At 31.7% G+C, this 23,528-nt stretch carries 20 protein-coding genes; 11 read left to right on the top strand and 9 right to left on the bottom strand.

All coding sequences use genetic code 11. The annotated features are described in order from the left end of the window. The first annotated feature begins 162 nt into the window (after window positions 1-162). Together metK and JBL43_RS11090 are read left to right on the top strand one after the other, a co-directional pair. Window positions 163-1,419 carry a methionine adenosyltransferase gene (gene metK / locus JBL43_RS11095; protein WP_138951512.1) on the top strand — a complete coding sequence of 419 codons (1,257 nt, stop codon included), beginning with the start codon at window positions 163-165 and terminating at the stop codon, window positions 1,417-1,419. 241 nt (window positions 1,420-1,660) lie between these two features. Beyond that, window positions 1,661-2,182, top strand: a complete 522-nt coding sequence (locus JBL43_RS11090) for a hypothetical protein (RefSeq protein ID WP_198841515.1) — start codon at window positions 1,661-1,663, stop codon at window positions 2,180-2,182. Window positions 2,183-2,195: 13 nt separating this feature from the next. Here JBL43_RS11090 and JBL43_RS11085 read toward each other — a convergent pair whose 3' ends face one another. The 5 genes from JBL43_RS11085 to JBL43_RS11065 form a co-directional block, all read right to left on the bottom strand. Beyond that, window positions 2,196-2,666 carry an RES family NAD+ phosphorylase gene (locus tag JBL43_RS11085; protein ID WP_198841514.1) on the bottom strand — a complete coding sequence of 157 codons (471 nt, stop codon included), beginning with the start codon at window positions 2,664-2,666 and terminating at the stop codon, window positions 2,196-2,198. Beyond that, entirely contained in the window at window positions 2,666-3,166 is a 501-nt protein-coding gene (locus JBL43_RS11080) for an Xre family toxin-antitoxin system antitoxin (protein ID WP_198841513.1), read from the bottom strand. Before JBL43_RS11080 ends, JBL43_RS11085 begins: the two co-directional genes overlap by 1 nt. A gap of 289 nt (window positions 3,167-3,455) precedes the next feature. Further along, window positions 3,456-5,015: a M20/M25/M40 family metallo-hydrolase gene (locus JBL43_RS11075; RefSeq protein ID WP_198841512.1), complete on the bottom strand. Its 1,560-nt coding sequence runs from the start codon at window positions 5,013-5,015 to the stop codon at window positions 3,456-3,458. 118 nt (window positions 5,016-5,133) lie between these two features. Further along, on the bottom strand, window positions 5,134-7,845 hold the full coding sequence (locus tag JBL43_RS11070; RefSeq protein ID WP_198841511.1) for a TonB-dependent receptor: 2,712 nt from the start codon (window positions 7,843-7,845) through the stop codon (window positions 5,134-5,136). Between the two features lie 72 nt (window positions 7,846-7,917). Continuing rightward, window positions 7,918-8,781: a GLPGLI family protein gene (locus tag JBL43_RS11065; RefSeq protein WP_198841510.1), complete on the bottom strand. Its 864-nt coding sequence runs from the start codon at window positions 8,779-8,781 to the stop codon at window positions 7,918-7,920. A gap of 219 nt (window positions 8,782-9,000) precedes the next feature. Between JBL43_RS11065 and JBL43_RS11060 the strand changes: the two genes are divergently transcribed. The 5 genes from JBL43_RS11060 (at window position 9,001) to JBL43_RS11040 (ending at window position 15,337) form a co-directional block, all read left to right on the top strand. Then, window positions 9,001-10,449: a sensor histidine kinase gene (locus tag JBL43_RS11060; RefSeq protein ID WP_198841509.1), complete on the top strand. Its 1,449-nt coding sequence runs from the start codon at window positions 9,001-9,003 to the stop codon at window positions 10,447-10,449. After that, window positions 10,442-11,125 carry a response regulator transcription factor gene (locus tag JBL43_RS11055; protein WP_198841508.1) on the top strand — a complete coding sequence of 228 codons (684 nt, stop codon included), beginning with the start codon at window positions 10,442-10,444 and terminating at the stop codon, window positions 11,123-11,125. Before JBL43_RS11060 ends, JBL43_RS11055 begins: the two co-directional genes overlap by 8 nt. A 193-nt stretch (window positions 11,126-11,318) precedes the next feature. After that, on the top strand, window positions 11,319-12,788 hold the full coding sequence (locus tag JBL43_RS11050) for a potassium/proton antiporter (protein ID WP_138951527.1): 1,470 nt from the start codon (window positions 11,319-11,321) through the stop codon (window positions 12,786-12,788). 131 nt (window positions 12,789-12,919) lie between these two features. After that, window positions 12,920-14,569, top strand: a complete 1,650-nt coding sequence (locus JBL43_RS11045) for a SulP family inorganic anion transporter (RefSeq protein ID WP_198841507.1) — start codon at window positions 12,920-12,922, stop codon at window positions 14,567-14,569. Between the two features lie 321 nt (window positions 14,570-14,890). Then, the gene (locus JBL43_RS11040) at window positions 14,891-15,337 is read left to right on the top strand and encodes a KTSC domain-containing protein (protein ID WP_198841506.1); all 447 of its coding nucleotides are present in this window, start codon (window positions 14,891-14,893) and stop codon (window positions 15,335-15,337) included. Between the two features lie 168 nt (window positions 15,338-15,505). On the opposite strand, the gene JBL43_RS11035 is transcribed toward JBL43_RS11040, so the two are convergent. Further along, window positions 15,506-17,386, bottom strand: a complete 1,881-nt coding sequence (locus tag JBL43_RS11035) for a B12-binding domain-containing radical SAM protein (protein WP_198841505.1) — start codon at window positions 17,384-17,386, stop codon at window positions 15,506-15,508. A 216-nt stretch (window positions 17,387-17,602) separates the two neighbouring features. On the opposite strand from JBL43_RS11035, the gene JBL43_RS11030 reads away from it, so the two are divergent. Then, window positions 17,603-17,875, top strand: a complete 273-nt coding sequence (locus tag JBL43_RS11030) for a hypothetical protein (RefSeq protein ID WP_198841504.1) — start codon at window positions 17,603-17,605, stop codon at window positions 17,873-17,875. A 587-nt stretch (window positions 17,876-18,462) separates the two neighbouring features. On the opposite strand, the gene JBL43_RS11025 is transcribed toward JBL43_RS11030, so the two are convergent. Beyond that, window positions 18,463-19,584: a TolB family protein gene (locus JBL43_RS11025; protein ID WP_198841503.1), complete on the bottom strand. Its 1,122-nt coding sequence runs from the start codon at window positions 19,582-19,584 to the stop codon at window positions 18,463-18,465. A gap of 111 nt (window positions 19,585-19,695) precedes the next feature. On the opposite strand from JBL43_RS11025, the gene JBL43_RS11020 reads away from it, so the two are divergent. From JBL43_RS11020 to dusB, 3 genes are all read left to right on the top strand, one after another. Next, window positions 19,696-20,922: a M28 family peptidase gene (locus JBL43_RS11020; protein WP_233098771.1), complete on the top strand. Its 1,227-nt coding sequence runs from the start codon at window positions 19,696-19,698 to the stop codon at window positions 20,920-20,922. 149 nt (window positions 20,923-21,071) lie between these two features. Continuing rightward, window positions 21,072-21,473: a DUF4345 domain-containing protein gene (locus tag JBL43_RS11015; protein WP_198841501.1), complete on the top strand. Its 402-nt coding sequence runs from the start codon at window positions 21,072-21,074 to the stop codon at window positions 21,471-21,473. 38 nt (window positions 21,474-21,511) lie between these two features. Beyond that, the gene (gene dusB, locus JBL43_RS11010; protein ID WP_138951540.1) at window positions 21,512-22,504 is read left to right on the top strand and encodes a tRNA dihydrouridine synthase DusB; all 993 of its coding nucleotides are present in this window, start codon (window positions 21,512-21,514) and stop codon (window positions 22,502-22,504) included. A gap of 108 nt (window positions 22,505-22,612) precedes the next feature. Here dusB and JBL43_RS11005 read toward each other — a convergent pair whose 3' ends face one another. Next, a complete protein-coding gene (locus tag JBL43_RS11005; protein ID WP_117879703.1) occupies window positions 22,613-22,831 on the bottom strand; it encodes a hypothetical protein in 219 nt (72 codons plus the stop codon). 136 nt (window positions 22,832-22,967) lie between these two features. Then, window positions 22,968-23,501 (bottom strand): phosphatase PAP2 family protein, encoded by a 534-nt coding sequence (locus JBL43_RS11000; RefSeq protein WP_198841500.1) that lies wholly within the window; start codon window positions 23,499-23,501, stop codon window positions 22,968-22,970. Between the last annotated feature and the right edge of the window lie 27 nt (window positions 23,502-23,528).

Genomic DNA, 23,528 nt, shown 5'->3' with positions numbered 1-23,528 from the left:
CTTTGCCCCCGTTATTGAATAAATTGATTATTCAATTTTATAATACAGAGGATTAATTTGACTGATTGCAACCTCTTTAAAAATGCTAAAGCAGTAATCCTACTCCTTTAGTCAGTTTTGCAATCTTTTTTATTTAAAATCGTTACCATTTAAAATAACATTATGGCATATTTATTTACATCAGAAAGTGTTTCGGAAGGACACCCTGACAAAGTCGCAGATCAAATTAGCGACGCATTATTAGACAATTTTTTAGCCTTTGACCCTGAGTCTAAAGTAGCTTGTGAAACCTTAGTAACAACTGGACAAGTTGTTTTAGCAGGTGAGGTTAAAAGTAAGACCTATTTAGACGTACAAGAAATTGCAAGAAAGGTGATCAATAAAATTGGTTACACCAAAGGTGAATATCAGTTTTCTGGTGATTCTTGTGGTGTAATTTCGTTGATACACGAACAATCTCAAGATATTAACCAAGGTGTTGATAGAGCTACCAAAGAAGAGCAAGGTGCAGGTGACCAAGGAATGATGTTTGGTTATGCAACCAACGAAACAGAAAACTATATGCCTTTGGCTTTAGATATTTCTCACAAAATATTACAAGTATTAGCTGAGTTACGAAGAGAAAATTATGAAATTTCATATTTAAGACCTGATGCTAAAAGTCAGGTTACTATTGAGTATAGTGATGATAATAAACCACAACGCATAGATGCGATTGTAGTTTCTACGCAACATGACGATTTTGACAATAATGATGCAAACATGTTGGCAAAAATTAAAAGTGATATCGTTTCTATTTTGATACCTAGAGTTAAAGAATTGTTCCCTGCTCATGTACAAGCATTATTTAATGATGACATTGCATATCATATAAACCCAACAGGTAAATTTGTAATTGGTGGTCCACATGGTGATACCGGTTTAACAGGAAGAAAAATTATTGTAGATACATACGGTGGCAAAGGAGCCCACGGTGGTGGTGCATTTTCAGGTAAAGATCCTAGTAAAGTAGATAGAAGTGCTGCCTATGCCTCTAGACATATTGCAAAAAATTTAGTAGCTGCAGGTGTTGCTAGTGAAGTATTGGTACAAGTGAGTTATGCTATTGGGGTTGTGGAACCTACTTCAATATTTGTAGATACTTATGGGACCTCAACATTAGGTTTAACAGATGGCGAAATAGCGAGAAAAGCGGCTTCAATTTTTGACATGCGACCTGCTGCTATAGAAGAGCGTTTAAAGTTACGTAACCCTATTTATTTAGAAACGGCTGCTTATGGCCATATGGGTAAAGCACCACAAACCATTACCAAAGTATTTGAAAGCCCGTATTCAGGTAAGGTAGAAAAAGAAGTAGAATTGTTTACTTGGGAAAAATTAGATTTTGTAGATAAAGTAAAGGAAGCTTTTAACATTTAAAAGGCTCATTCTTCATGGAAGTAATGATATCTACAAAAGTAACTACTTCAATATGAATGAATAATATAAGACCTCAAAGTTTTAGATAACTCTGAGGTCTTTTTGTGTGAAATATTAAAACAACCTACACCTTAGTTCGTTTGGTTCTTACATATTATAATATAACTTAGCCAAATTCATTAAAATATTGTATCATTTTTTGACTCTTCATTATCATAATAGTTAATTATAAATCTTACAAATGCTAAAATCAATATCACTTTCATTCTGTATTTGCACCATAGTTTTATTATTATTTTCATGTAATAATCACGCAAAAAAAGTTAAAAATGAAGGAATACCTCTGGAATCTATTGATAAAAAGTTAATATACAGAAGTGAGAATCTTGCAGAAGGCATTTTAAATTCTTTTGATGATAAAAATGGGGTTGATTATTTATTTAGAATTAATAATATCACACCTATATTAACAGCGGGCATTAAGAGATACAAAATAATTTTTGAAGAATCATATTCAAGATTAAACTCTATTTTGGGAGATTTAACTTCGCCTGAATTGATTAAAGTTGTTCAAAAACCTTATCTTAAATCTTTTCGTTATAAGTTAACAAGCTCAAATGAAGATATTACTATTTCTTCCGTAACATTAATTTTAGACATTAACGTTGATTACAACCTTGCGAATTTCTATTTAATGGTTACAAGCAAAAATGGCAAATTAATCAATCAAAGTGTATTACCAGAAGTATATATACAATTTTAGAAACTACTTAAACTTACTCCTTCTTAACTTTTTTAAGTCTTTCATCTATAGGTAATTTAACAAACTCAATTACCTGCACTTTGCCAAACTCTTTGTACAAAGGATTAAGAATTATATTTGATTCTAAACCAACAATAGTAGATGGCACCCTTAAAGCAAATAAGTTTCGATTTTTAATTAAGTTTGTAAAAACCTTTGTAGTCTTGGATGTGTAGGGATGTTGATTCCACCTTTCTGGAAGTTCTTCTAATTCTTCTATAATAAATTCATCTGGAAACTGAATTTTTGCAATTAATATTTCTTTGGGTAAATATGCAATATTTTCAGAATGAACATAATACTCTAGTAATGCTAAAGAAATATTTTCTGAGCAATAAACCGCACGTGTTCCTACTTCATTCCATCTTCCACCGACCTTTTCAGCCCCAATACCAGAAAGTGTTGAATCTTTATATTTAACATTTGCAATTCTATAAACAATCATTAACTATAAACGTTGTACTGAATTCTCACTATTTCATTCTCTACCATTTCGAATCCAAAACTACTATCTAACAATTCAAACGGAATTTTATTCCCCAAAGTTCTTGATGGAGTCATTAGCCATTGCTTAAAATCATTTTTAGAATCAAAAACCTCATAACCTAAGCCAAACAACCTTGCCAATTCGTAGATTCGTTCTGATGTTTCTTTTCCATAAACAGTTTTCTTTTGCATACTACTAATTGATGTCGGTAATATGTGCTCAAACTCTTTTTCAGTTGACCCAGTATAATGTATTAACTGCTTCCAATCTGTTTTTTTTACACCTACGCGAATACGACCAATTAATTCCATTTTATAACCAGGGGTTTTCTTAGCATTTAAAACAACCCAGGCTGGTGAAAATTTAGTTAGACTTTTGCGTTTACTTACTGTTTTAGAAACTGTTTTGCTTACATCCTTCTTTTTTCCAAATTCTTTTGATGTCGACCTTACACTCATGATTGTATATTTACATTCGTTTAATTGTAAATATACAATAAAATTATTTATATACATCCAAAAAAGAAATTATTTGAAATATTTAGCGTGTTTAAAACAAAAAACACAACCTAAATATCTATAATTCAGTACAATCCCTAATACACACTCAAATTGTTTCAATACTCGTAGACCAATTCCACAACGAAATCTTAACCAAACTATTTAATCATAAAAAAACCTTTTCAAATGAAAAGGTTTTTTTATGTATTTTAAAACTGCTGACTACTACTGCCAACTGAATACTGAATTATTTCTCTTCTAGCATTCCTTTACGTTCAGGAGAACGCGGTGTTGGCCAAACCATTTGCTCACCTGTTCTTCTGCTCATTGGCAATACAATTTTATCTTTTGGTGTAGATTGTTCATCTTCACTAGCCATATAGGTTAAAATAGCTGTTAAAATGGCATTGCTACGTACATCATCAAAAACAATTTTGTCATACGTATCTAAGTTGGTATGCCATGTATAATTCCAATACGACCAACTTAAAGAACTTAAACTAAAAGCAGGTGCACCCGCTGCCAAAAACGAAGCATAATCTGAACCTCCACGACCCGGAGCTCCAGGATAGTTCGTTTCTATATGTTTACTAATATCTTTAGGTACAGCATTAAGCCATCTGCCTAAAAAGTCATAAGAATGTAAAAATCCTTGACCTGATAAATTCACTACTCTACCGGTACCATTGTCTTGATTAAAAACAGCTTGAATGTTTTTTACAATTTCAGGATGGTCTTCTACAAACGCTCTAGAACCGTTTAAGCCTTGCTCCTCACTACCCCAGTGTCCAACAATAATTGTTCGTTTTGGATTTGGATAGAATTTTTTTAATAAACGCATAGCTTCCATCATAACCAAGGTACCTGTTCCATTATCGGTTGCTCCTGTACCACCATCCCAAGAATCGAAATGGGCAGATAGAATAACATATTCTTCAGGTTTTTCTGTTCCTTTAATTTCTGCAATGGTATTAAAATTTGGAACAGCTCCTAATTCTTTAGATTCCGCTACAATTTTTAATTCTGGTTTATTTCCGTATTCAGCCAATCGATACAACATACCATAATCTTCCAATTCAATATCTACAGTAGGAATCTTTTTTGTTCTCGCACTAAATATCTTATTTGCCCCAAAACCTTTAGACCAATTAGATGTAATAATACCAGCGGCACCAGCCTCTTCTAAGGCTGCAATAATGGTACGACTATTATAGCCAGTATGACTCATGTTTTCTCTCCATGCTTTAGTTTGAGCATCACGGTCTTCTTTCATTTTTTTAAACGACTCTTCAGTCGCAAATTCCTCCCAATTATAATCCGGTCGACCCGTAGGTTGGTTCATAGAAATCATCACGAACTTACCTTTTACATTAGGTAACCAATTTTTAAAAGTCATTGAATCTTTTACCGTTGGTAATATAATTGCTTCTGCCGTTACTCCTTTTTTAGAAGTACTAGGATTCCAAGCCAATTGCGTACCATCTAATGTTTGAATTCGAGGAGAAACCATATCAATATGAGTTATACCGCGTTCCCAACCACGCCATTCTCCCCATTTTTCATTTTTTGCAGAGATACTCCATTTACCATATTGAGCTACCGCCCAATCATTGGCTTGTTTCATTTGAGGTGACCCCACTAATCGTGGTCCGATAACATCTAGCATTTCATGAGCCAAACGTTCTAATTGAGAATTTTCATTGGCTTCTTTTACAATACCTTCAATTATAGGGTTGCTTTCTTGAGCGTAAAAGGTAACACTTAATAGCAATGCTACAATACAGGATAATTTACTTAATTTCTTCATGTTTAAGGAGTTGTTTAGTTTATTATTTGATTTGATGAATTTACAAATTATTTATAAAACAAAACAAGTCCTTCGTTTTAGAGAAGAACTTGTTTTGTTTACATGGTTTAATTGTACACTAAATATTATATATTAACCTTAGTGTTATATATCTAGGCTGAATAAAATATTCAGATGAACTTACTGAAAAAGTACCTGCACTTGCCTGACTTTGGGAAGTAGCATCCAAAAGGTTTGTTGCTTTTAACTCATACTCCATTTTACTATCATTATTTTTTCTATAGGCTAAAGAAGCATCCCAGAATTGATATTTGTTTAATGTACTGTTTTCATCTCTATATAGATTATAACTAAACTCCGTACGGAAAGTTAACTTTTTAAACAATAAGGCATCAAAATCAATAGATGGTGAATGTGTGTAATATTTAGTTCTACTTGCCCCTTGATCATTGTCAGCAATTCTTAAACTATAACTTAAGTCAAAGTTTGGAGCTTCAGTAAAGTTACTATTTACACCCAATCTGTATGTTTGCGTATAATTTTCGTTAATTGAAGTAACTCCATTAAAAATCTGGTTGTATTTACTATAGTTTAAACTACCGCTTAAACTAGCTCTTAGCTTACCAAAAGTACGTTGAAACCTACCACTAAAACTTACACTTTCATCAGAAAAATCAGAATTAAAAGGCTTACTAATATTTACAATACTACCCTCGTTAAAAGTTGCTGAATTACGTATTTGATTGATGTTTTTACTATAGGTAAGACTACCGTTAATGTTGGTATAACTAAATAAGTTAAAATTAAAATAGTTTAACCTGATATTATGTCTTAATGAGTTTTCCAAATCAGGTGTACCTGAAGTAAAAGAATTATAATCGCCCATCACAATACCACGAGCAATATTTGTTACATCAGTAAACTGTGTAGTCATTCTATAATCTAAAGATATGTTTTCACTTTTCTTTAAATCAACCCGTGTATTAAAACTTGGTAAAAACCTAAAGAAACTATCATCATAAGTGGCACCATACTGTACACTTTTAGTACCGTAGGCATGACCAGAAACACCTGGTGTAAATGTAAATATACCTACTTTTAATCTATATTTTAAATCTAAATAAATATCAGAAAAAGTATAATCTACATCATTTCCAACTTCGAATAAACTTGTATTTGTAGCAGGATCTAATGTACTTCCATCATCTAATATTTGAAAAATATCAGAATCAAATTTTTGATTGCTATACACCGAACCCAATGTTATATTAATATTACTTTTTTCGTTTAAAATATTCCAATAATCAAGTGCAGCATCAAATTGATTTGATTTTACCCGTTTATTTTGATTTAAGTTATAAGCATTTTGACTAGAATCAAACCCAATGTCATCAGCCGTTCTATTAAAAGTAGTATCCGACAGTACGGCATTGTAAAATGGATCTTCATCTTGTAACAAATGTTGTGCTGTTAAAGAGAAAATATTGTTTTCATCATGTGTATAATAATAATTTAAATTTTGTCTTAAACTGAAAGGCGACGAACTATCAACTTCGTTTACAATTCCACTTATATTAGAATTCACAAGTTGATCTTGTCTCTGCTTAGAAAGCCTACCTATAGCATAATAGTTTAACTCATTATTAGCGTTAGGTATATATTTTACATTAAATTTAGCCATACCCAAATCACTAACCTGATTTGTATTGGTTTCCGTATACAAATCTGGAGGTGTGCCAGTACCTGATTCAGCATATTGTATTGCTCTATTTTGTTGCATTTCAGTTTCGTTATTTGAATAAATCAGAAACCCACTTAAGTCTAATGCTTTGTTTGGCGAATGACTAATGTTTACAGCTCCAAACTTCGTTTCTATAGATTTAGCTCTATTATTTTGTAATTGTAAAAAACCTAAATCATTGCTTCCTAAATCTATGCTTGTACCACTATTACTACTTGGAGCTCTAAAGCCACCAGTAAAATTTCTATAATCACTTCTTGTAAAAGCCACTTCTCCTAAATTGTTTAAATCGCCAATGACATTAACACTTGTTTTAGGACTATAATAAAATAGTTTTGGTTGAAATATATACTGACTATCTTCATTTGCTATACCTGCACCCGCTTTAATATCTCCAAACCAAAAATTCCCTTTTCCTTGCTTCAGTTTAATATTAATGGCAATATTATCTGTATTATCTTGCACGCCACTTAATTGCCCAACCTCAGCATAATTCTTTAAAATTTCAACTTTATCTACAGCATTTGATGGAATGTTTTTAGTTGCCAATTTAGTATCACCATCGAAGAAATTTTTACCATCAACCATTAATTTAGTTACGGTTTTCCCTTCTACCTGAATTTGTCCATCATCGTTTATTTCTAAACCAGGCATTTTTTTAATTACATCTTCTAATTTACGTTCCGTTCCATTTTTAAAAGAATCGGCATTATAAATCATGGTATCACCTTTTATAGTAATAGGCATTTCATATACCAAGTTTATTTCATCTAAATTATTATCTTCATATAAGTTGAAATTTCTATCAATATCAGCGTCTACAGTGTTTAAAATTATATCAATTGTTTTATATCCTATAAAACTAATTTGTAACTTATAACTCGCATTCTCTTTTAAACTTAATCTATAACGCCCTTTATCATTAGTAATAGCATATGAATCTAAAGCTTTTGTTGCTTGGTTTATAGCTACAACATTTGCCAATTCTAACGGTACACCGAGGCTATCTTTTACAAAACCCTCTAACTTTAATTGAGCAGAAAGTGTAATGCTCGTTAGCATTATTAGGGCAATAAGAGTTTGTTTCATTTGTGTGTATTTAATTCTTAAAAGATTTTTTTTAATATTTATTAACTTTATATGTTTGAAATCGTAACGATTTTAATTTCTTCCACCTCCACGGTTTCCTCGACCTTGAAAACGCTCACTCATTTCTTCCATCTTTTCTTTAGTAATTTTATTGTACTCCTCTTGTGTTACTTTTTTACCTTTTGATGGTCTTTTAATAGTTTCAGAATTATCACTATTAATCTCAATTTTAGTACATAATATAGAAGTATTGCCTTCATGTACTTCTAATATTAAACCAGGTAATCCCCAAAATTTACCGGGGCCTTGATTTACTGGAATCTGCATAGTATACCAAGCTGTTACCTCAACCATTTTTGGCTCTTCTGGTTTAACATCATCTTTTGAAGCCTGGTCATTGTTTCCTCCACGAGGACCACCTGGACGAGGACTAAAACCAGCAGTTGAAGCCTCTTTCATTGCCGTTGCTTTAAAAGCGGTATATTGACCAATTTGCTTAGTTTCACCACTCATTTTCCAATCCAATGCTTTCAAATTATCATTCACTAAAAAATTTTTACCTAACAATTCATTTTCTTGTAAAAACAGACTGTCCTTAATGTTTTTATATTGCGAGCCATTTGCAGCTCCCATCATTGCAGCAAATCTACCACCTCTTCCACCACCTTGTCCTGGTGTTTCTAACTTTTCATCCTCTTTATACATTGACTCTGACTTATTAAAAGCAAGTGTATATGTTTTTTCAAGAAAGCTCTTCATTCGATCAGCTATTTCCTTTTTTCGCTCTTCACTGATTTGTCTATCCCCAAAATTCATATCCATAGTTGTCTTACTTTGATAATAAGCCTTACCTTGAAAGTCTTTTTGAGCAATAGATGTTGATGTAAATGTAAGTGTAGCTGCTACAACAAGTAACGTGATTATATTTGTTTTCATAATTATATAATTTTGTAAATACTTTTTATTTTTTTACAATTAAGATTGTTTGGAATCTCAATTACAATACAAAACTATATATAAATAGTATAAACGTAGGTTAACTTATGTTAACGAGTGTTAACCGATTAGTTTAACATTATTATTGTATTTAAATTTGAAGTATTAAATGTTCATTTTAGTCATTAAAAACGGGTTTGAATAATAAACAAATTACAGATGAATGAAAAAAACTACAAATGGGTAGTGGGTTTTATTATCTTGACAATTCTTACTACAATTGGCGTTCAGTTGTTTTGGAACTTCAAAGAATATCGAGTAAACAAAAACCATCTCATAAGCAAAGTACAACGGAGTTTAGACAATTCTGTAGAAGCTTATTTCGCCAATATTACAAGAACCGGTATTATCAAATATAATGTAAACCTTGAAGAACGTACAGACACTATTAATAGTCCTTCAAAAAATGATTTACGTACAAAGATAGACAGTACCTTAAAAAACATTTCAAAGTTAGAAAATGAAAAGCCTATTTTAATAAAAGACTATAGAAATAGTAATTATCCTTTTTATACTTCCAATAAAATTTTACCTCAGAATATTGATAGTTTAATATCTAAAGTATTTATATCAATTTCTAGAGACAGCATGGATCTGGATAAACTAAATAGTTATTTAACTGAAGAATTAAAACGACATCATCTGGATTTAAAATACGCATTACTTTATGATTATTCGAAACGTGACTCTTTAGACAACATTATCGTAGAGTCAAGAAATCTAAACCTTGATAATTTTCCAAAGCACTATTTAACTGCAAGTTCTAAATCTACTTTTTTACCCAGAAGAGGAAAGTTAAAATTGCTATTTACAGATGAAGTTGCTATTCTCTTAAAAAAATCATTAGCCAGCATATTATTATCATTGCTACTATCTGCAGCGATTGTTACCAGCCTAATTTTATTATTAAAAACAATTTATAAACAAAAGCAATTGGCCGAGGTTAAAAATGACCTTATTAATAATATTACACATGAATTTAAAACTCCGATAGCCACTATTGGAGTTGCGTTAGAAAGTTTAACTAATTTTAATGCCATTGAAGACAAAGAAAAGACAAAAACATATATTAACATGTCAACGGATCAATTGTCAAAGCTGAACATTATGGTTGAAAAATTATTAGAAACAGCCTCTTTAGATAGTGACAATCTTAATTTAAATTTTGACGAAATAAATGCCTCTACAATAATTCAAAGTATAATTACAAAACACAGCTTCCAATCAAAAAACAAGACTATTGAATTTAAAAATAGTGATTCCGAACTACTTATTAAGGCCGATGAATTCCATTTTGAAAATGTAATTAACAACATAATTGATAACGCTATTAAATATGGTGGAGATAAAATTATCATTGAAACCAAACAAGTAAAAAACAAATTTGAACTTTCAATTTCTGACACTGGAAATTCGCTATCAAAAGCGAATAAAACTAAAATTTTTGAACAGTTTTACAGAGTCCCAAAAGGAAATACTCATGATGTAAAAGGGTTTGGAATTGGGCTATATTATGCCAAAAAAATAATTGAAAAACATAATGGAACAATCGATGTTCACTTAAGTAATAATTTAACCACATTTAAAATAACACTACCAAATGAGTGAAAAGGTGACCATATTATTAGCGGAAGATGAACCTGCACTAGGGCAAATAATAAGAGACAGTTTAGAAACAAGAAATTTTAAGGTCTTATTATGCGAAGATGGTGAAATTGCATTAAAGAAATACAAAGAGAATGACCCTAAGCTCTTAGTTTTAGATGTAATGATGCCTAAAAAAGATGGTTTTACGTTGGCAAAAGAAATTAGAAAAGAGAACAATGAAATTCCAATTATATTTCTAACTGCGAAGTCACAAACAAAAGATGTTGTAGAAGGCTTTACTATTGGTGGTAATGACTATGTGAAAAAGCCTTTCTCTATTGAAGAATTAATAGTTAGAATTAATAGCTTATTACAAAGAACAAATTTACAGAAAACAGCAGAAATTATAAATCTAGGTCATTACACATTCGATTTTAGACGACAAATACTACAGTATAAAACAGAAAAGGAACTACAGCTTACCCATAGAGAAGCTCATTTATTATTTAATTTATATAAAAATAAAAATGAAGTGTTGGACCGTTCTATTATTCTTAAAAAGCTTTGGGGTACTGATGATATTTTTAGTTCTAGAAGTATGGATGTATTTATAACAAAACTTCGAAAAAAACTAAATCAAGACCCAGCTATTCAAATTCTGAATGTAAGAGGATATGGTTATAAATTGGTATGCTAAATACTATTTTTTTGTTTGATTTTTAAGCCAGTCTTAATTAAAAAAAATCGGTCACAAGGTATTGCTGTGTATATACATACTTCAATACTGAAAACTCCAAAAAATTATTACCAAAAAATAAATACTATAATCGTTTTACCAATTCCCTTAGCGAGAAATAGTAAATTCGCAGCATCAAATTTCAAAATAAACAATGAATTTAACGATTGAAAACATACTATTAATAGGTTCCTTATTGCTACTTGTAAGTATTTTTGCAGGTAAAACCTCTTATAAGTTTGGCGTTCCAACTTTACTACTCTTCTTGGCTATAGGAATGTTAGCAGGTTCTGACGGCATTGGAGGCATCCGTTTTGACGATCCTAAAATTGCTCAATTCATTGGTATCGTTTCTCTTAACTTTATTTTATTCTCAGGTGGACTTGACACCAATTGGACCGCCGTTAAACCGATCCTTTGGGAAGGAGTTGCCTTATCTACATTAGGCGTATTATTGACAGCAACTTCTCTTGGTACTTTTGTATGGCTGGTTACTGACTTTACCATTTATGAAAGTCTATTATTAGGTTCAATTGTATCTTCAACAGACGCGGCTGCCGTATTTTCGATTCTTCGTTCAAAAAGTTTAGCCTTAAAAACCAACCTAAGACCTACATTAGAGATGGAAAGCGGTAGTAACGACCCAATGGCATATGTACTTACAATTGCATTTTTAACGTTGGTAATTAATCAAGATCAAAGTTTTCTATCTATAATACCCATGTTTTTACAACAAATGATTTTGGGTGGTATTTTAGGTTTTGCCTTTGGAGTGCTTAGTAAGTATATCATTAACAAAATTAAACTCGACTTTGAAGGACTTTACCCTGTTTTAGTTATCGCACTAATGTTCATTACATTTTCTGCCACCAATTTTGTAGGGGGCAATGGTTTTCTAGCCATTTATATTTGTGCGGTGTACCTCGGTAATCAAGACCTAATCCACAAAAAAACCATTTTTAAAATGTTTGATGGTTTAGCTTGGCTCATGCAAATTGTACTGTTTCTCACTTTAGGGTTACTCGTTTTTCCTTCTCAAATAATTCCATATATGGGTATTGGACTGCTCATTTCAGTATTTTTAATTGTTGTTGCTCGACCTATAGGTGTGTTTATTAGCCTTATGTTTTTTAAAATGAAATTGAGAAGAAGGTTTTATATTTCTTGGGTTGGACTGCGTGGTGCAGTTCCAATTGTGTTTGCTACCTATCCTCTATTAGCTGGAATAGATAAAGCAAACATGATTTTTAACATTGTGTTTTTCATTTCAGTTACATCCATATTGATTCAAGGAACTACGCTTTCCATTGTGGCAAAATGGTTAAATGTCGGATTACCAGAAGAAGCAAAAAAATTAAACCCAACTGATTTACTTTTAGCAGAAAACCCTAAGGCTGAAATGAAAGAATTCTTAATTACATCAGAATGCTATGCAGTAAATATGAAAATTGTTGAATTAGGCTTTCCTAAAAATGCAATAATTGCAATGATTAAAAGGGGTGATAGCTATATCATACCAAATGGTATCACAAAAATTGAAGCCCAAGACACGTTAATTGTTCTTGCAGATAGACCCCTCATTTTTGATGATGTACACAAAACACTTAGTACTCAGAAAACATAACACATCAAGATTTCCAATTTATTTTGTTAGCATTTTTGGTTTATAATCTGGTTACTAACTTATAGAATATTGTTTGATTGTTACTATATTTTCTTCTAATTTCGCTATTATTCTAAGCGATTAACCAATCAATGAAAAAAGAATTTACCCCCAAACTATTCTCTCTTTTAAAACAAGGGATATCAAAGAAAACACTTACAAAAGATCTCCTTTCAGGAATAATCGTCGGCATAGTAGCACTGCCTTTAGCCATTGCCTTTGCGATAGCTTCTGGTGTTTCTCCAGAAAAAGGAATCATAACTGCTATTATTGCAGGAATCATCATTTCTACGTTTGGTGGTAGTAGGGTTCAAATTGGAGGTCCCACTGGTGCATTTATTGTCATTGTTTACGGTATTATTCAATCTTACGGTATAGATGGGTTGATCATAGCTACATTTTTAGCAGGATTTTTAATGATAGGAATGGGACTTTTACGTCTGGGTAATTTACTGAAATTTATTCCTTATTCTTTAATTGTAGGTTTTACAAGTGGGATTGCACTCATAATTTTTTCGTCACAAATTAATGATTTTTTCGGGCTCCACATCTCTAAAGTCCCTGCTGATTTTATAGATAAATGGATAGTGTATTTTGAAAATTTCGATAACATAAATTGGTATGCCATTGCTATTGCAGTATCCACAATTTTAATAACAATCTATTTTCAGAAATTAGTAAAAAAAATTCCGGGATCAATCATTGCTATTGTATTATCAACTATTATAGTAAAAGTATTTGATATTCCTGTAGACACTATAGAAAGTAATTTTGGAGAAATTCCCAACCATTTCAGTTTACCTCATCTTCCAAATGTCAATTTTGACACCATTCAAGCCCTGATACAACCCGCCTTTGCAATAGCCATTTTAGGAAGTATCGAGTCTTTGCTTTCTGCAGTCGTCTCAGACTCAATGATTGGTGGAAAACATCGTTCAAACATGGAGTTAATTGCTATGGGAGGAGCCAATATCGTTTCTGCATTATTTGGTGGAATTCCTGCAACTGGTGCCATTGCAAGAACTGCCACTAATGTTAAAAATGGTGGTCGTACGCCATTAGCTGGTATTTTCCACAGTTTAGTTTTATTAGCAATAATGCTATTATTTGCACCTTATGCAAAATTAATACCCCTTCCTTGTCTTGCTGGAATATTAGTAGTTATCGCATATCACATGAGTGAAATGGGACAATTTAAATCCATTTTAAAAGGGAATAGAATGGACATTATTATTTTACTAACCACTTTCTTTTTAACTGTAATTTTCGATTTAGTAATTGCCATTGAAATTGGAATGGTACTGGCAAGCTTCATGTTTATGAAAAGAATGAGTGAATCTGTTCATATTCAAAATATAACTTCTAAAACAAAAGATGAAGAAAATCTTTTTGATGAAGAATTAATAGATGTACCTAAAAATGTATTACTCTATGAAATAAATGGACCACTTTTTTTTGGTGCTGCCCGTCAATTTCAAGAAACCGTTACAAACACGCATTTACAACCAAAAGTTATTATTATAAGAATGCGTTATGTCCCTCTTATTGATGCTACTGGTTATCAAAGTATTAAAGAAATTGTTAAGATATTTAAAGAAAGAGGCATTACAGTAATTATTTCAGGAGTTAATCAACAATTAAAAAAGGATTTCGAAAAAAATGATATGTTTTCTGTGTTAAAAAAAGAATTTGTAGTGACAGACATTGATGAAGCTCTAAAAAAGTCCTACGAAATTCAGTAATGCTAAATAGTATAAATTAAGCTAGTTTAAGTGTATTTCATAAACCCATTAAAAGACCTAAACAAAGGTTCTTTTCGCTATACATTCCCTTCTTATACGTATACATCGAAAGTTGAATATAAGCGTTTTTGGCTTTGTATTGTTATCTTAAAATTACCACTCTCCTGCTACTAGCAATCTATTCCTTTTTCACAAACCTCTCAAAAGACCTTATTTTACAGTCATTTTACCGAATTTAAAAATAAATATGCAGTCTAAAAAAACTAACTGTGTATATCAAATAATATGAATAGATTTGCACCCAATTTGAAAATGACATAAATGAAACGTATTAATGATTACAAAAAGCTTTTTGAGGTAGACGGAGAAATTGACCTTAAAGAACTTAAAACGACATACAGAGGCTTAGTAAAAAATTGGCATCCTGATAAATTCCAGGATGATGAGAAAAAGTTAGAGGCTGAAGTAAAAAGTCAAAAAATTATTGATGCTTATCATTTTCTAGTAAGTATAGCACCAAAAACCAAAGAAAGCAACCTAGAAGAGTATAATTCTATAACTATACCCTCAACTGTTGAAGATTTTCAACATAAAAGTATGCTTTTAGAAGTTACTTTTTCTGATGGTAATACTTATGAATATTTCGGAGTCAATCGTAAACTATTCATCAAATTCGTGAATAGTAAATCAATAAACAATTTTGGAAAAAGAAATATTTTCAACTCTTTCCTTTACAGAAAATCAAAGAAAGCTTCAGTTATGGCTTAACTAGGAATCTGCAATAAAGTAAATTCTTATATTTTAATAATACAACTACAATGACGGAAAAAGGCGTAAGTCGTTTTCCGTCATTGTAGTTAAATGAGTTTACACTACTTAACATTACTAGCCAATAGAGCTATGTAAAACTAAAACACTTCCCTTTTAATCAAATAACTAAACGTGTTTTAAAGTGCTACTTTTTAATAAAAAACTTTTAATTAAGTCTTCGGGATGACTGGTTTTAAGAATTGGAAAATCAAACCAAGTTTGTAAATCTTCTTTAAACCCTGTCTTATTTAAATAATTATTTAATGCAAGGTTCAATCCCTTTGTATATTTAGGATGATCAGTTCCCTCTGGATCCTGATGATATAAATCATTTTGAGCAAACCCTTCAAAAACAGGTCCTGTTATTTTTATTCCAAATTGTTCAGGATTTTGACCAATAGGACTGTGAATAGTGGTAGTAAATTGGTGCCAAAATGCAGACTGAATACAATTTTTTTCAAACAATTGTCGTACAACTTCCAATGAATCAATGGTTTCTTGCTCATTTTGAGTAGGAAATCCATACATAAGATATGCATGAACCATAATATTTTGTTCTGAAAAATTATGAGTGACTCTCGTAACTTGAGCAATATCAACTCCCTTTTTCATCTTAACCAACAACCTATCCGAAGCCACTTCTAACCCACCAGTTACAGCAATACAACCTGATTTTGCCATTAATTGACATAATTCAGCGTCAAATGTCTTTTCAAAACGAATGTTTGTCCACCAAGTAATGTTTAGGTTTCTTTCTATCAATTTCATTGATAGAGCCCGTAACATTTTAGGTGGAGCTGCTTCATCAACAAAATGAAAACCTGTAATACCTGTGTCTTTAATTATTTTTTCAATTTTATCTACTAAATCAATAGCCGTTGTGTTTTGATAATTACCTATATAATCTAGGTTTACATCACAAAACGAACATTGTTTCCAATAACATCCATGAGAAATAGTTAACTTATTCCATCTCGCATCTGTCCACATTCGATGCATCGGGTTTACTACATCCAAAAAAGAAACATATTTATCAAACGGCAATCCTGAGTAGTTAGGTGCGGGTAAATTTTTATGATGGTAAATAGTATTAGGTATTTTATTCTTATAAATTACTTGATTCTTTTCTAACACAAACGTTCTTTCCAATTCGTTTATATCACTTTTGCCTTCAAGGTAATTAACCAGCTTTAGCAAGGGACCTTCACCGTCATCTAATGAGATAAAATCAACAAATTGAAAAATTCTAGAATCTTCTAATGAACGGAGCTCTGTGTTACAATATCCTCCCCCAAAAGCAACATGAATGTCCGGAAAAAACTGTTTAATAAACTGAGAACAACGCAGAGCCGCAAATAAATTTCCAGGAAAGGGAATTGTAAAACAGATCAGATTAGGATCATGCGTTTTAATTTGATCTTCCAAAATATTCATCATTTCATCTTCAATAAGCGTAGGCTGATATTGCAAAAAATCATCTAATTGATTAAAGCTACTTGCCGAAGTTCCAATTTGCTCGGCATATTTCGTAAATGCAAAAAACTCATCTACGTTTGCATGAATAAAATCTCCTATTTCTTCAATAAAAAGTGTACCAAAATGCTTTGCTTTATCTATTATACCGATTGCTCCAACTTCCCATTTTATTTCAGTATTCACCTTCATTAACCTATGCCCTGATGGTAAAAAACCAGCTTCTAAGATTTTATATGCAGTCTCAATATCCTGTTTTTGAAGAAAATTAAGAACCACATCAACCCTAGAAATATAGTGTTCCTTCATTTTACTAAGCTCGGGATAATGATAATTCTCCAAATCTTCGGCTTCCTGAAAAATAGAACGCAAAAAATCACTAGTAAAAATAGCTGTAAAGAGCTCAATGCTTAAATCACAGTGCTCAACAGACACCTCATGTTTCTCCAAAAACCCCTTAAGATAGGCAGTTGCAGGATACGCAGTATTTAGCTGAGTAAAGGGTGGCGTTACTAAAAGTAATTTCGGTTGCATAATGCAAAGATAGCGTTCTTTTAGGGTAAGCGTATAAAGTAGAAAATAATTAAACAGATATTAATAAGAATATTTCTTTTACATGCAAATTTTGAAAGCTAGTGGATAAAATTTAAAATTTGCTTGATAAATTGATTATTATTATCTTAACCACTAAATTTATTCAAATCATTATTCCTCCAGTGAACAATACAAGGTCATCTTAAAAATTAGTTTATGAGTTTCGGAATAGTTCAATCAATGATAATCTCACTGAGAAATAACTCAAGAAAAAAAGAGTTAATTCACTTTGATAGACGAAGTATGCCCTTAAAAGGATTGAAAGGTGAGTTTGGTGAATTATTGAAAAGAAAAGCAACACCAGAACAATTAGTGAAAATCAGGAATAAAATTAAACAAGAAGAAAGAGCTGAATTGATTAAAAACATTATCATAATTCTGCTTTTATCCCTAATTATAATAATAGGCGTAAAATTTCTGATTTTTTAAACAACTTTTTTTAAGAAAAAACACGATACATTTTATATCTCAAAAAAAATCAACATTTTCAATCCTGCCATTCTGCAATAAACAGGTTGGTATCTAATTTAGATATTTCACAATGCCAATCCTTTTAGTCTTGCCATTCTGCAATAAACAAGTTGGTATCTAATTTAGATATTTCACAATGCCAATCCTTTTAGTCTTGCCATTCTGCAATAAACAAGTTGGTATCTAATTTAGATATTTCACAATGCCAATCCTTTTAGTCTTGCCATTCTGCAATAAACAAGTTGGTATCTAATTTAGATATTTCACAATGCCAATCCTTTTAGTCTTGCCATTCTGCAATAAACAAGTTGGTGTCTACTTTAGATATTTCACAATACCAATACTTTTAGTCTTGCCATTCTGCAATAAACAAGTTGGTATCTAATTTAGATATTTCACAATGTCAATCCTTTCAGTCTTGCCATTCTGCAATAAACAAGTTGGTATCTAATTTAGATATTTCACAATGCCAATCCTTTTAGTCTTGCCATTCTGCAATAAACAAGTTGGTATCTTACTTTTTATATTTCAGATTGTCAATCCTTTCAGTCTTGCCATTCTGCAATAAACAAGTTGGTATCTCTACCACCTCCATTATTTCTATTAGAAGAAAAAATTAATTTTGTACCATCATTTGAAAAAACTGGAAACGCATCAAATGTTTCTCCATGTGTAATTCTCGTTAGGTTTTTTCCGTCAAGGTCAATCATATATAAATTAAAAGGGAAACCTCGTTCTGCTTCAAAGTTCGAAGAAAACAAAATTTTCTCACCAGAAGGGTGAAAAAATGGACTCCAATTTGCATTACCTAAATTAGTTAATTGACGTAGTTCAGAACCGTCAGCATTACAGATATACAATTCCATTTCTGTAGGCATTACCAGACCATCTGCCAATAAGTCTTTATATTCTTTTATTTCTTTTTCGGTTTTAGGTCTTGAAGAACGGAATATCAATTTTGTTCCATCAGGTGAAAAGAAAGCTCCTCCATCATACCCCAATTGATCTGTAATTTGTTTTACATCTGAACCATCAATATTCATAGTATACAATTCCAAATCGCCACTTCTATCTGAAGTAAATACAATTTTATCGCCTTTAGGAGAAACTGTAGCTTCGGCATCATACCCTTTTTCAGTAGTTAATTGTTTCGTTATATTACCTTCTAAATCGGCTACAAAAATATCATAGGTATCATAAATTGGCCACACATATTTCCCTTCTTTACGTAAAGGAGCGTCAGGGCATTCTTCACCTCCTAAATGTGTAGAGGCGTAAACAATACTTTTATTATCAGGCAAAAAATAGGCACATGTAGTACGCCCTTTTCCTGTACTTAATAATGGAGGTGCAACCAAACTATCTAACGTTTCATCAGCATCCATTAAAAACATTTGATCACATTCAACACCCCATTTCTTATAATTAGATTGAAAAACAAGTTGTTTATCATCAAAACTCCAATACGCTTCTGCATTATCACCTCCAAAAGTTACTTGACGCAAAGATTTAAAATGCTTTTCTTCCGGAAACACGAGAGAATTTCCTTCAGAATTAACATAAACAGGTGCTGTTTCTGTTGTTTTCTTTACAACTGCTTGAGTTGTGTTTTGCGTCTTACATGCGAATAAAACGAATACTAGCAATATGGTAAATATAAATTTCATTAATTTAATTGTTTGAATATTAACCGCTTAAAACATAGCGAGTCTACTATTTTGATTAAACCCTTTATGAGGGCAAAATTTAGTAATTTTACCAAAAATAATACTATTATGATGAATCGGATATTAATTTTTGCTTTTTTTACTTTGCTTTCTGTTGGCAAAACCAATGCACAAACAGAATCTCAAATTCATAAAGACGTTGTCTATCTTGCAGATGACAAACTAGAAGGTAGAGCAACTGGCTCAGAAGGTGAAAAACTAGCTACCGAATATATTGCTATGCGATTTAAAGAAATTGGCTTAGAACCTAAAGGAAATAATGGCTATTTCCAAGACTTTACTTTTACGCCTAAAACACATCCTCACGGAAAAGTTAACTTCTCAGACACTACAAGTAACAAAGCTATTACAGGAAGAAACATTTTAGGATACATCAATAACAATGCAAAGCAGACCATTATTATTGGTGCTCATCACGATCATTTAGGTTATGGTCAAGAAGGCTCTTTGTATAGAGGAAAAGAAAAATTAATACACAACGGTGCCGATGATAACGCCAGTGGTGTAGCTACTTTACTAAACTTAGCCGAAAAACTAACCAAAGTAAATACAGGAAACAATTATTTAATTATGACCTTTTCTGGTGAAGAAATGGGATTATTAGGTTCCAATTATTTTGTTAAAAATGCAACCATAAATCTTGACTCCGTCAATTACATGATTAATATGGATATGGTTGGCCGTTTAAAAGAAGATAATGCATTAGCCATTTATGGTGTAGGTACTTCACCTATTTTTAAGCATATTGTAAATGCATATAACGAAAATTTCAAACTCATTCTTAAAGAGTCTGGCGTAGGTCCATCTGATCATACATCATTCTATTTAAATGACATACCCGTTTTACACTTCTTTACCGGTCAACATGAAGACTATCATAAACCTGCTGACGATTCAGATAAATTGAATTATAAAGGTATGGAAACTATATCTAATTATATTTTCAACATTATTACTGATCTTGATGATAATGGTAAATTACCTTTTAGAAAAACTAAAAATGAAAGTGATGAAGCTCCGCGTTTTAAAGTAACATTAGGTGTTGTGCCTGACTATATGTTTGATGGTAAGGGAATGCGAATTGATGGAGTTAGCGAAGAAAAACCTGCACAAAAAGCTGGTTTACAAAAAGGCGATGTTGTTATCCAATTGGGTGACAACCCAATTACTGATATGATGGGATATATGAAAGCATTGTCAAAGTTTAATGCAGGTGACACCACAACTGTGAAGATTGAAAGAAACGGAAAAACTATTGAAAAGCCAGTTACTTTTTAAGTTAAATAATTAATAAGAATCAAGACTCTATTACGCAGCAACTAAGTATCAGGGAAAACTAAAAAATTTCGTTATAAATGAGTAGACCTCACAGATTCTGACTTAAAAGCGTCTAATCTATGAGGTCTTTTCACACAACGCACAACGGCATGATTAAAACCAAAAATGATTTTATAACTAAGATTCATTTGATCATTTCTGTATGTATTGTTGTTCCTGTTGCATTTATTTACGGATTTCAACCCAGTTTAAATTTTGACATTCATTTACAAACTATTGATGAGCACAATCAATTTAAAGCCATTATGGGATTGTATTTGGGGTTTTCAACTTTATGGATACTCGGAATATTTAAATCCTCTTATTTAAAAATAGCCATCATTACTAATATAATATTTATGCTCGGGTTAGGTTTCGGAAGGCTTATAAGTATTCTTATGGATGGTACACCTACTTTTGCTTACATTTTTGGTACCGTTGCCGAGTTATTTTTAGGGTTTTACGGACTTTGGGTATATAGATTTATAGCAGTTAAAAGAATAGAATTCTAGTTACTTAGAAAAAATGTATTTTTGCACAAAAATAACATTTGGTTAAAATAGACAACATAGAACTTCCCGACTTCCCATTACTATTGGCTCCTATGGAAGATGTAAGCGACCCACCTTTCCGTGCATTATGCAAAGAACAAGGTGCTGATGTTGTATATACTGAATTTATTTCTAGTGAAGGTTTGATTCGTGATGCAGCAAAAAGTATGATGAAGTTAGATATTTACGAAAAAGAACGTCCTGTTGGTATTCAAATTTTTGGAGCAAATTTGGAAAGCATGTTACAGACTATTGATATCGTTGAGAAATCGAATCCTGATATTATTGATATCAACTTTGGTTGTCCGGTAAAAAAGGTAGTAAGTAAAGGTGCAGGTGCTGGTATTTTAAAGGATATTGATTTAATGGTAAAGTTGACTGAAGCTATGGTTAAAAGAACGCACTTACCAATTACCGTTAAAACAAGACTCGGTTGGGATCACAATTCTATTAAAATAGTTGAAGTTGCAGAACGCTTGCAAGATGTTGGTTGCAAAGCAATTTCAATTCACGGTAGAACTCGTGCCCAAATGTATAAAGGTGATGCCGATTGGAAACCAATTGCAGAAGTAAAAAACAACTCGAGAATGCACATTCCCGTTTTTGGAAATGGAGATATAAACTCACCTGAAAAAGCTATGGAAATGCGTGACCAATATGGGTTAGATGGTGCTATGATTGGTAGAGCAACTATCGGTTATCCTTGGTTTTTTAAAGAAGTGAAGCACTTTTTTAATACAGGAGAACATTTACCAGCTCCAACTATTGCAGATCGCGTAGATATAGCCCGTAGACATTTACAAATGGCTATCGATTGGAAAGGTGAACGCTTAGGTATTGTAGAAACAAGACGTCATTACACAAACTATTTCAAAGGCATTCCTCACTTTAAAGAATACCGATTAAAAATGGTTACTACTGATGATTCAGAAGGTGTTTTTAAGATCTTTGATGAAGTAATTCATCAATTTGGTGATTATCAGTTTTCTTAAGAGACTATAATCAATTCAGTAGGATTTTCAGAAAAATAAAAGGCTATCATTCATAAACATATTCGCTTATGAATGATAGCCTTTAAAATATATAAGGAAATAATTACTTTATGCTAATAAAGCAAGATCAATGTCCTTCATCTTACCATTTTCAAGTTTACCTAAAACGGTTACAACTTTGGTTTTTTCGTACTCTTGAATTGCTATTACTAACTCTTTAATATTTTCTCGGTGAATTTTAATACCTCCCGATTTTTGATTTTTATTTTTTATTTCTATATAATAACCATCTCTTAACTTCTTTGGTTTTGTTGCAGGTCTACCCATAATACTCTTACTTTATCTTTTCAAAATTAAACTTATCTTTGTTGGCGACAATGTACATCGTTTCGCCCAATATAAGTAATTTACTTCGTTAAACATTAGTTAATTTAAAAAAAATTATAATATTTTTAAATTAATTTCAAAATTTGAATTTAAATCCAATTAAAAATTCATCTTTATTTCCGCTAAAGCCAAGTTCCATGTGCTCTTGCTGGTAAGGTGTAGTAAAAAGATAAGTACTTCCAATTCCAATTACCGCACCAACTAAAACATCATAAACATCGTGCTTATCTGCATGAATTCTACTAAACCCTGTATAGCTAGCTAATAAATATGCTGGAATTCCATATTTCCATCCGTATCTACGTTGTAAAAAGGAGGCACTTTGAAAAGTAATAGAAGTATGACCTGAAGGAAAGGAGTCTGTATTTTCCAAATTAGGTCTTTCTTTCACAACAATTGCTTTCAACCCAAATGATAAAGCAAAATTTAACACGGCTCCTTTTGTAAATTGCCATGTTCCTTTATAATCTTTTTTAAAAATAGTAGAACCGATGGCTACAGCTGGCATTGTAAAAAGCAATACATCTCCAGATGTTTGAATTGTTTTACTTTGTGAAATAGAATTTTGGAAACAGAATGCGAAAAAAAGAATTACAATTAGCTTTTTCATTTTATGATGAAAGTAAGATACTAAAAC

The organism is Aureibaculum flavum (assembly GCF_016406085.1).
Classification (GTDB): domain Bacteria; phylum Bacteroidota; class Bacteroidia; order Flavobacteriales; family Flavobacteriaceae; genus Aureibaculum; species Aureibaculum flavum.
The sequence above is the reverse complement of the archived record's forward strand: the minus strand, read 5'-3'. Positions and strand labels throughout refer to the sequence as shown.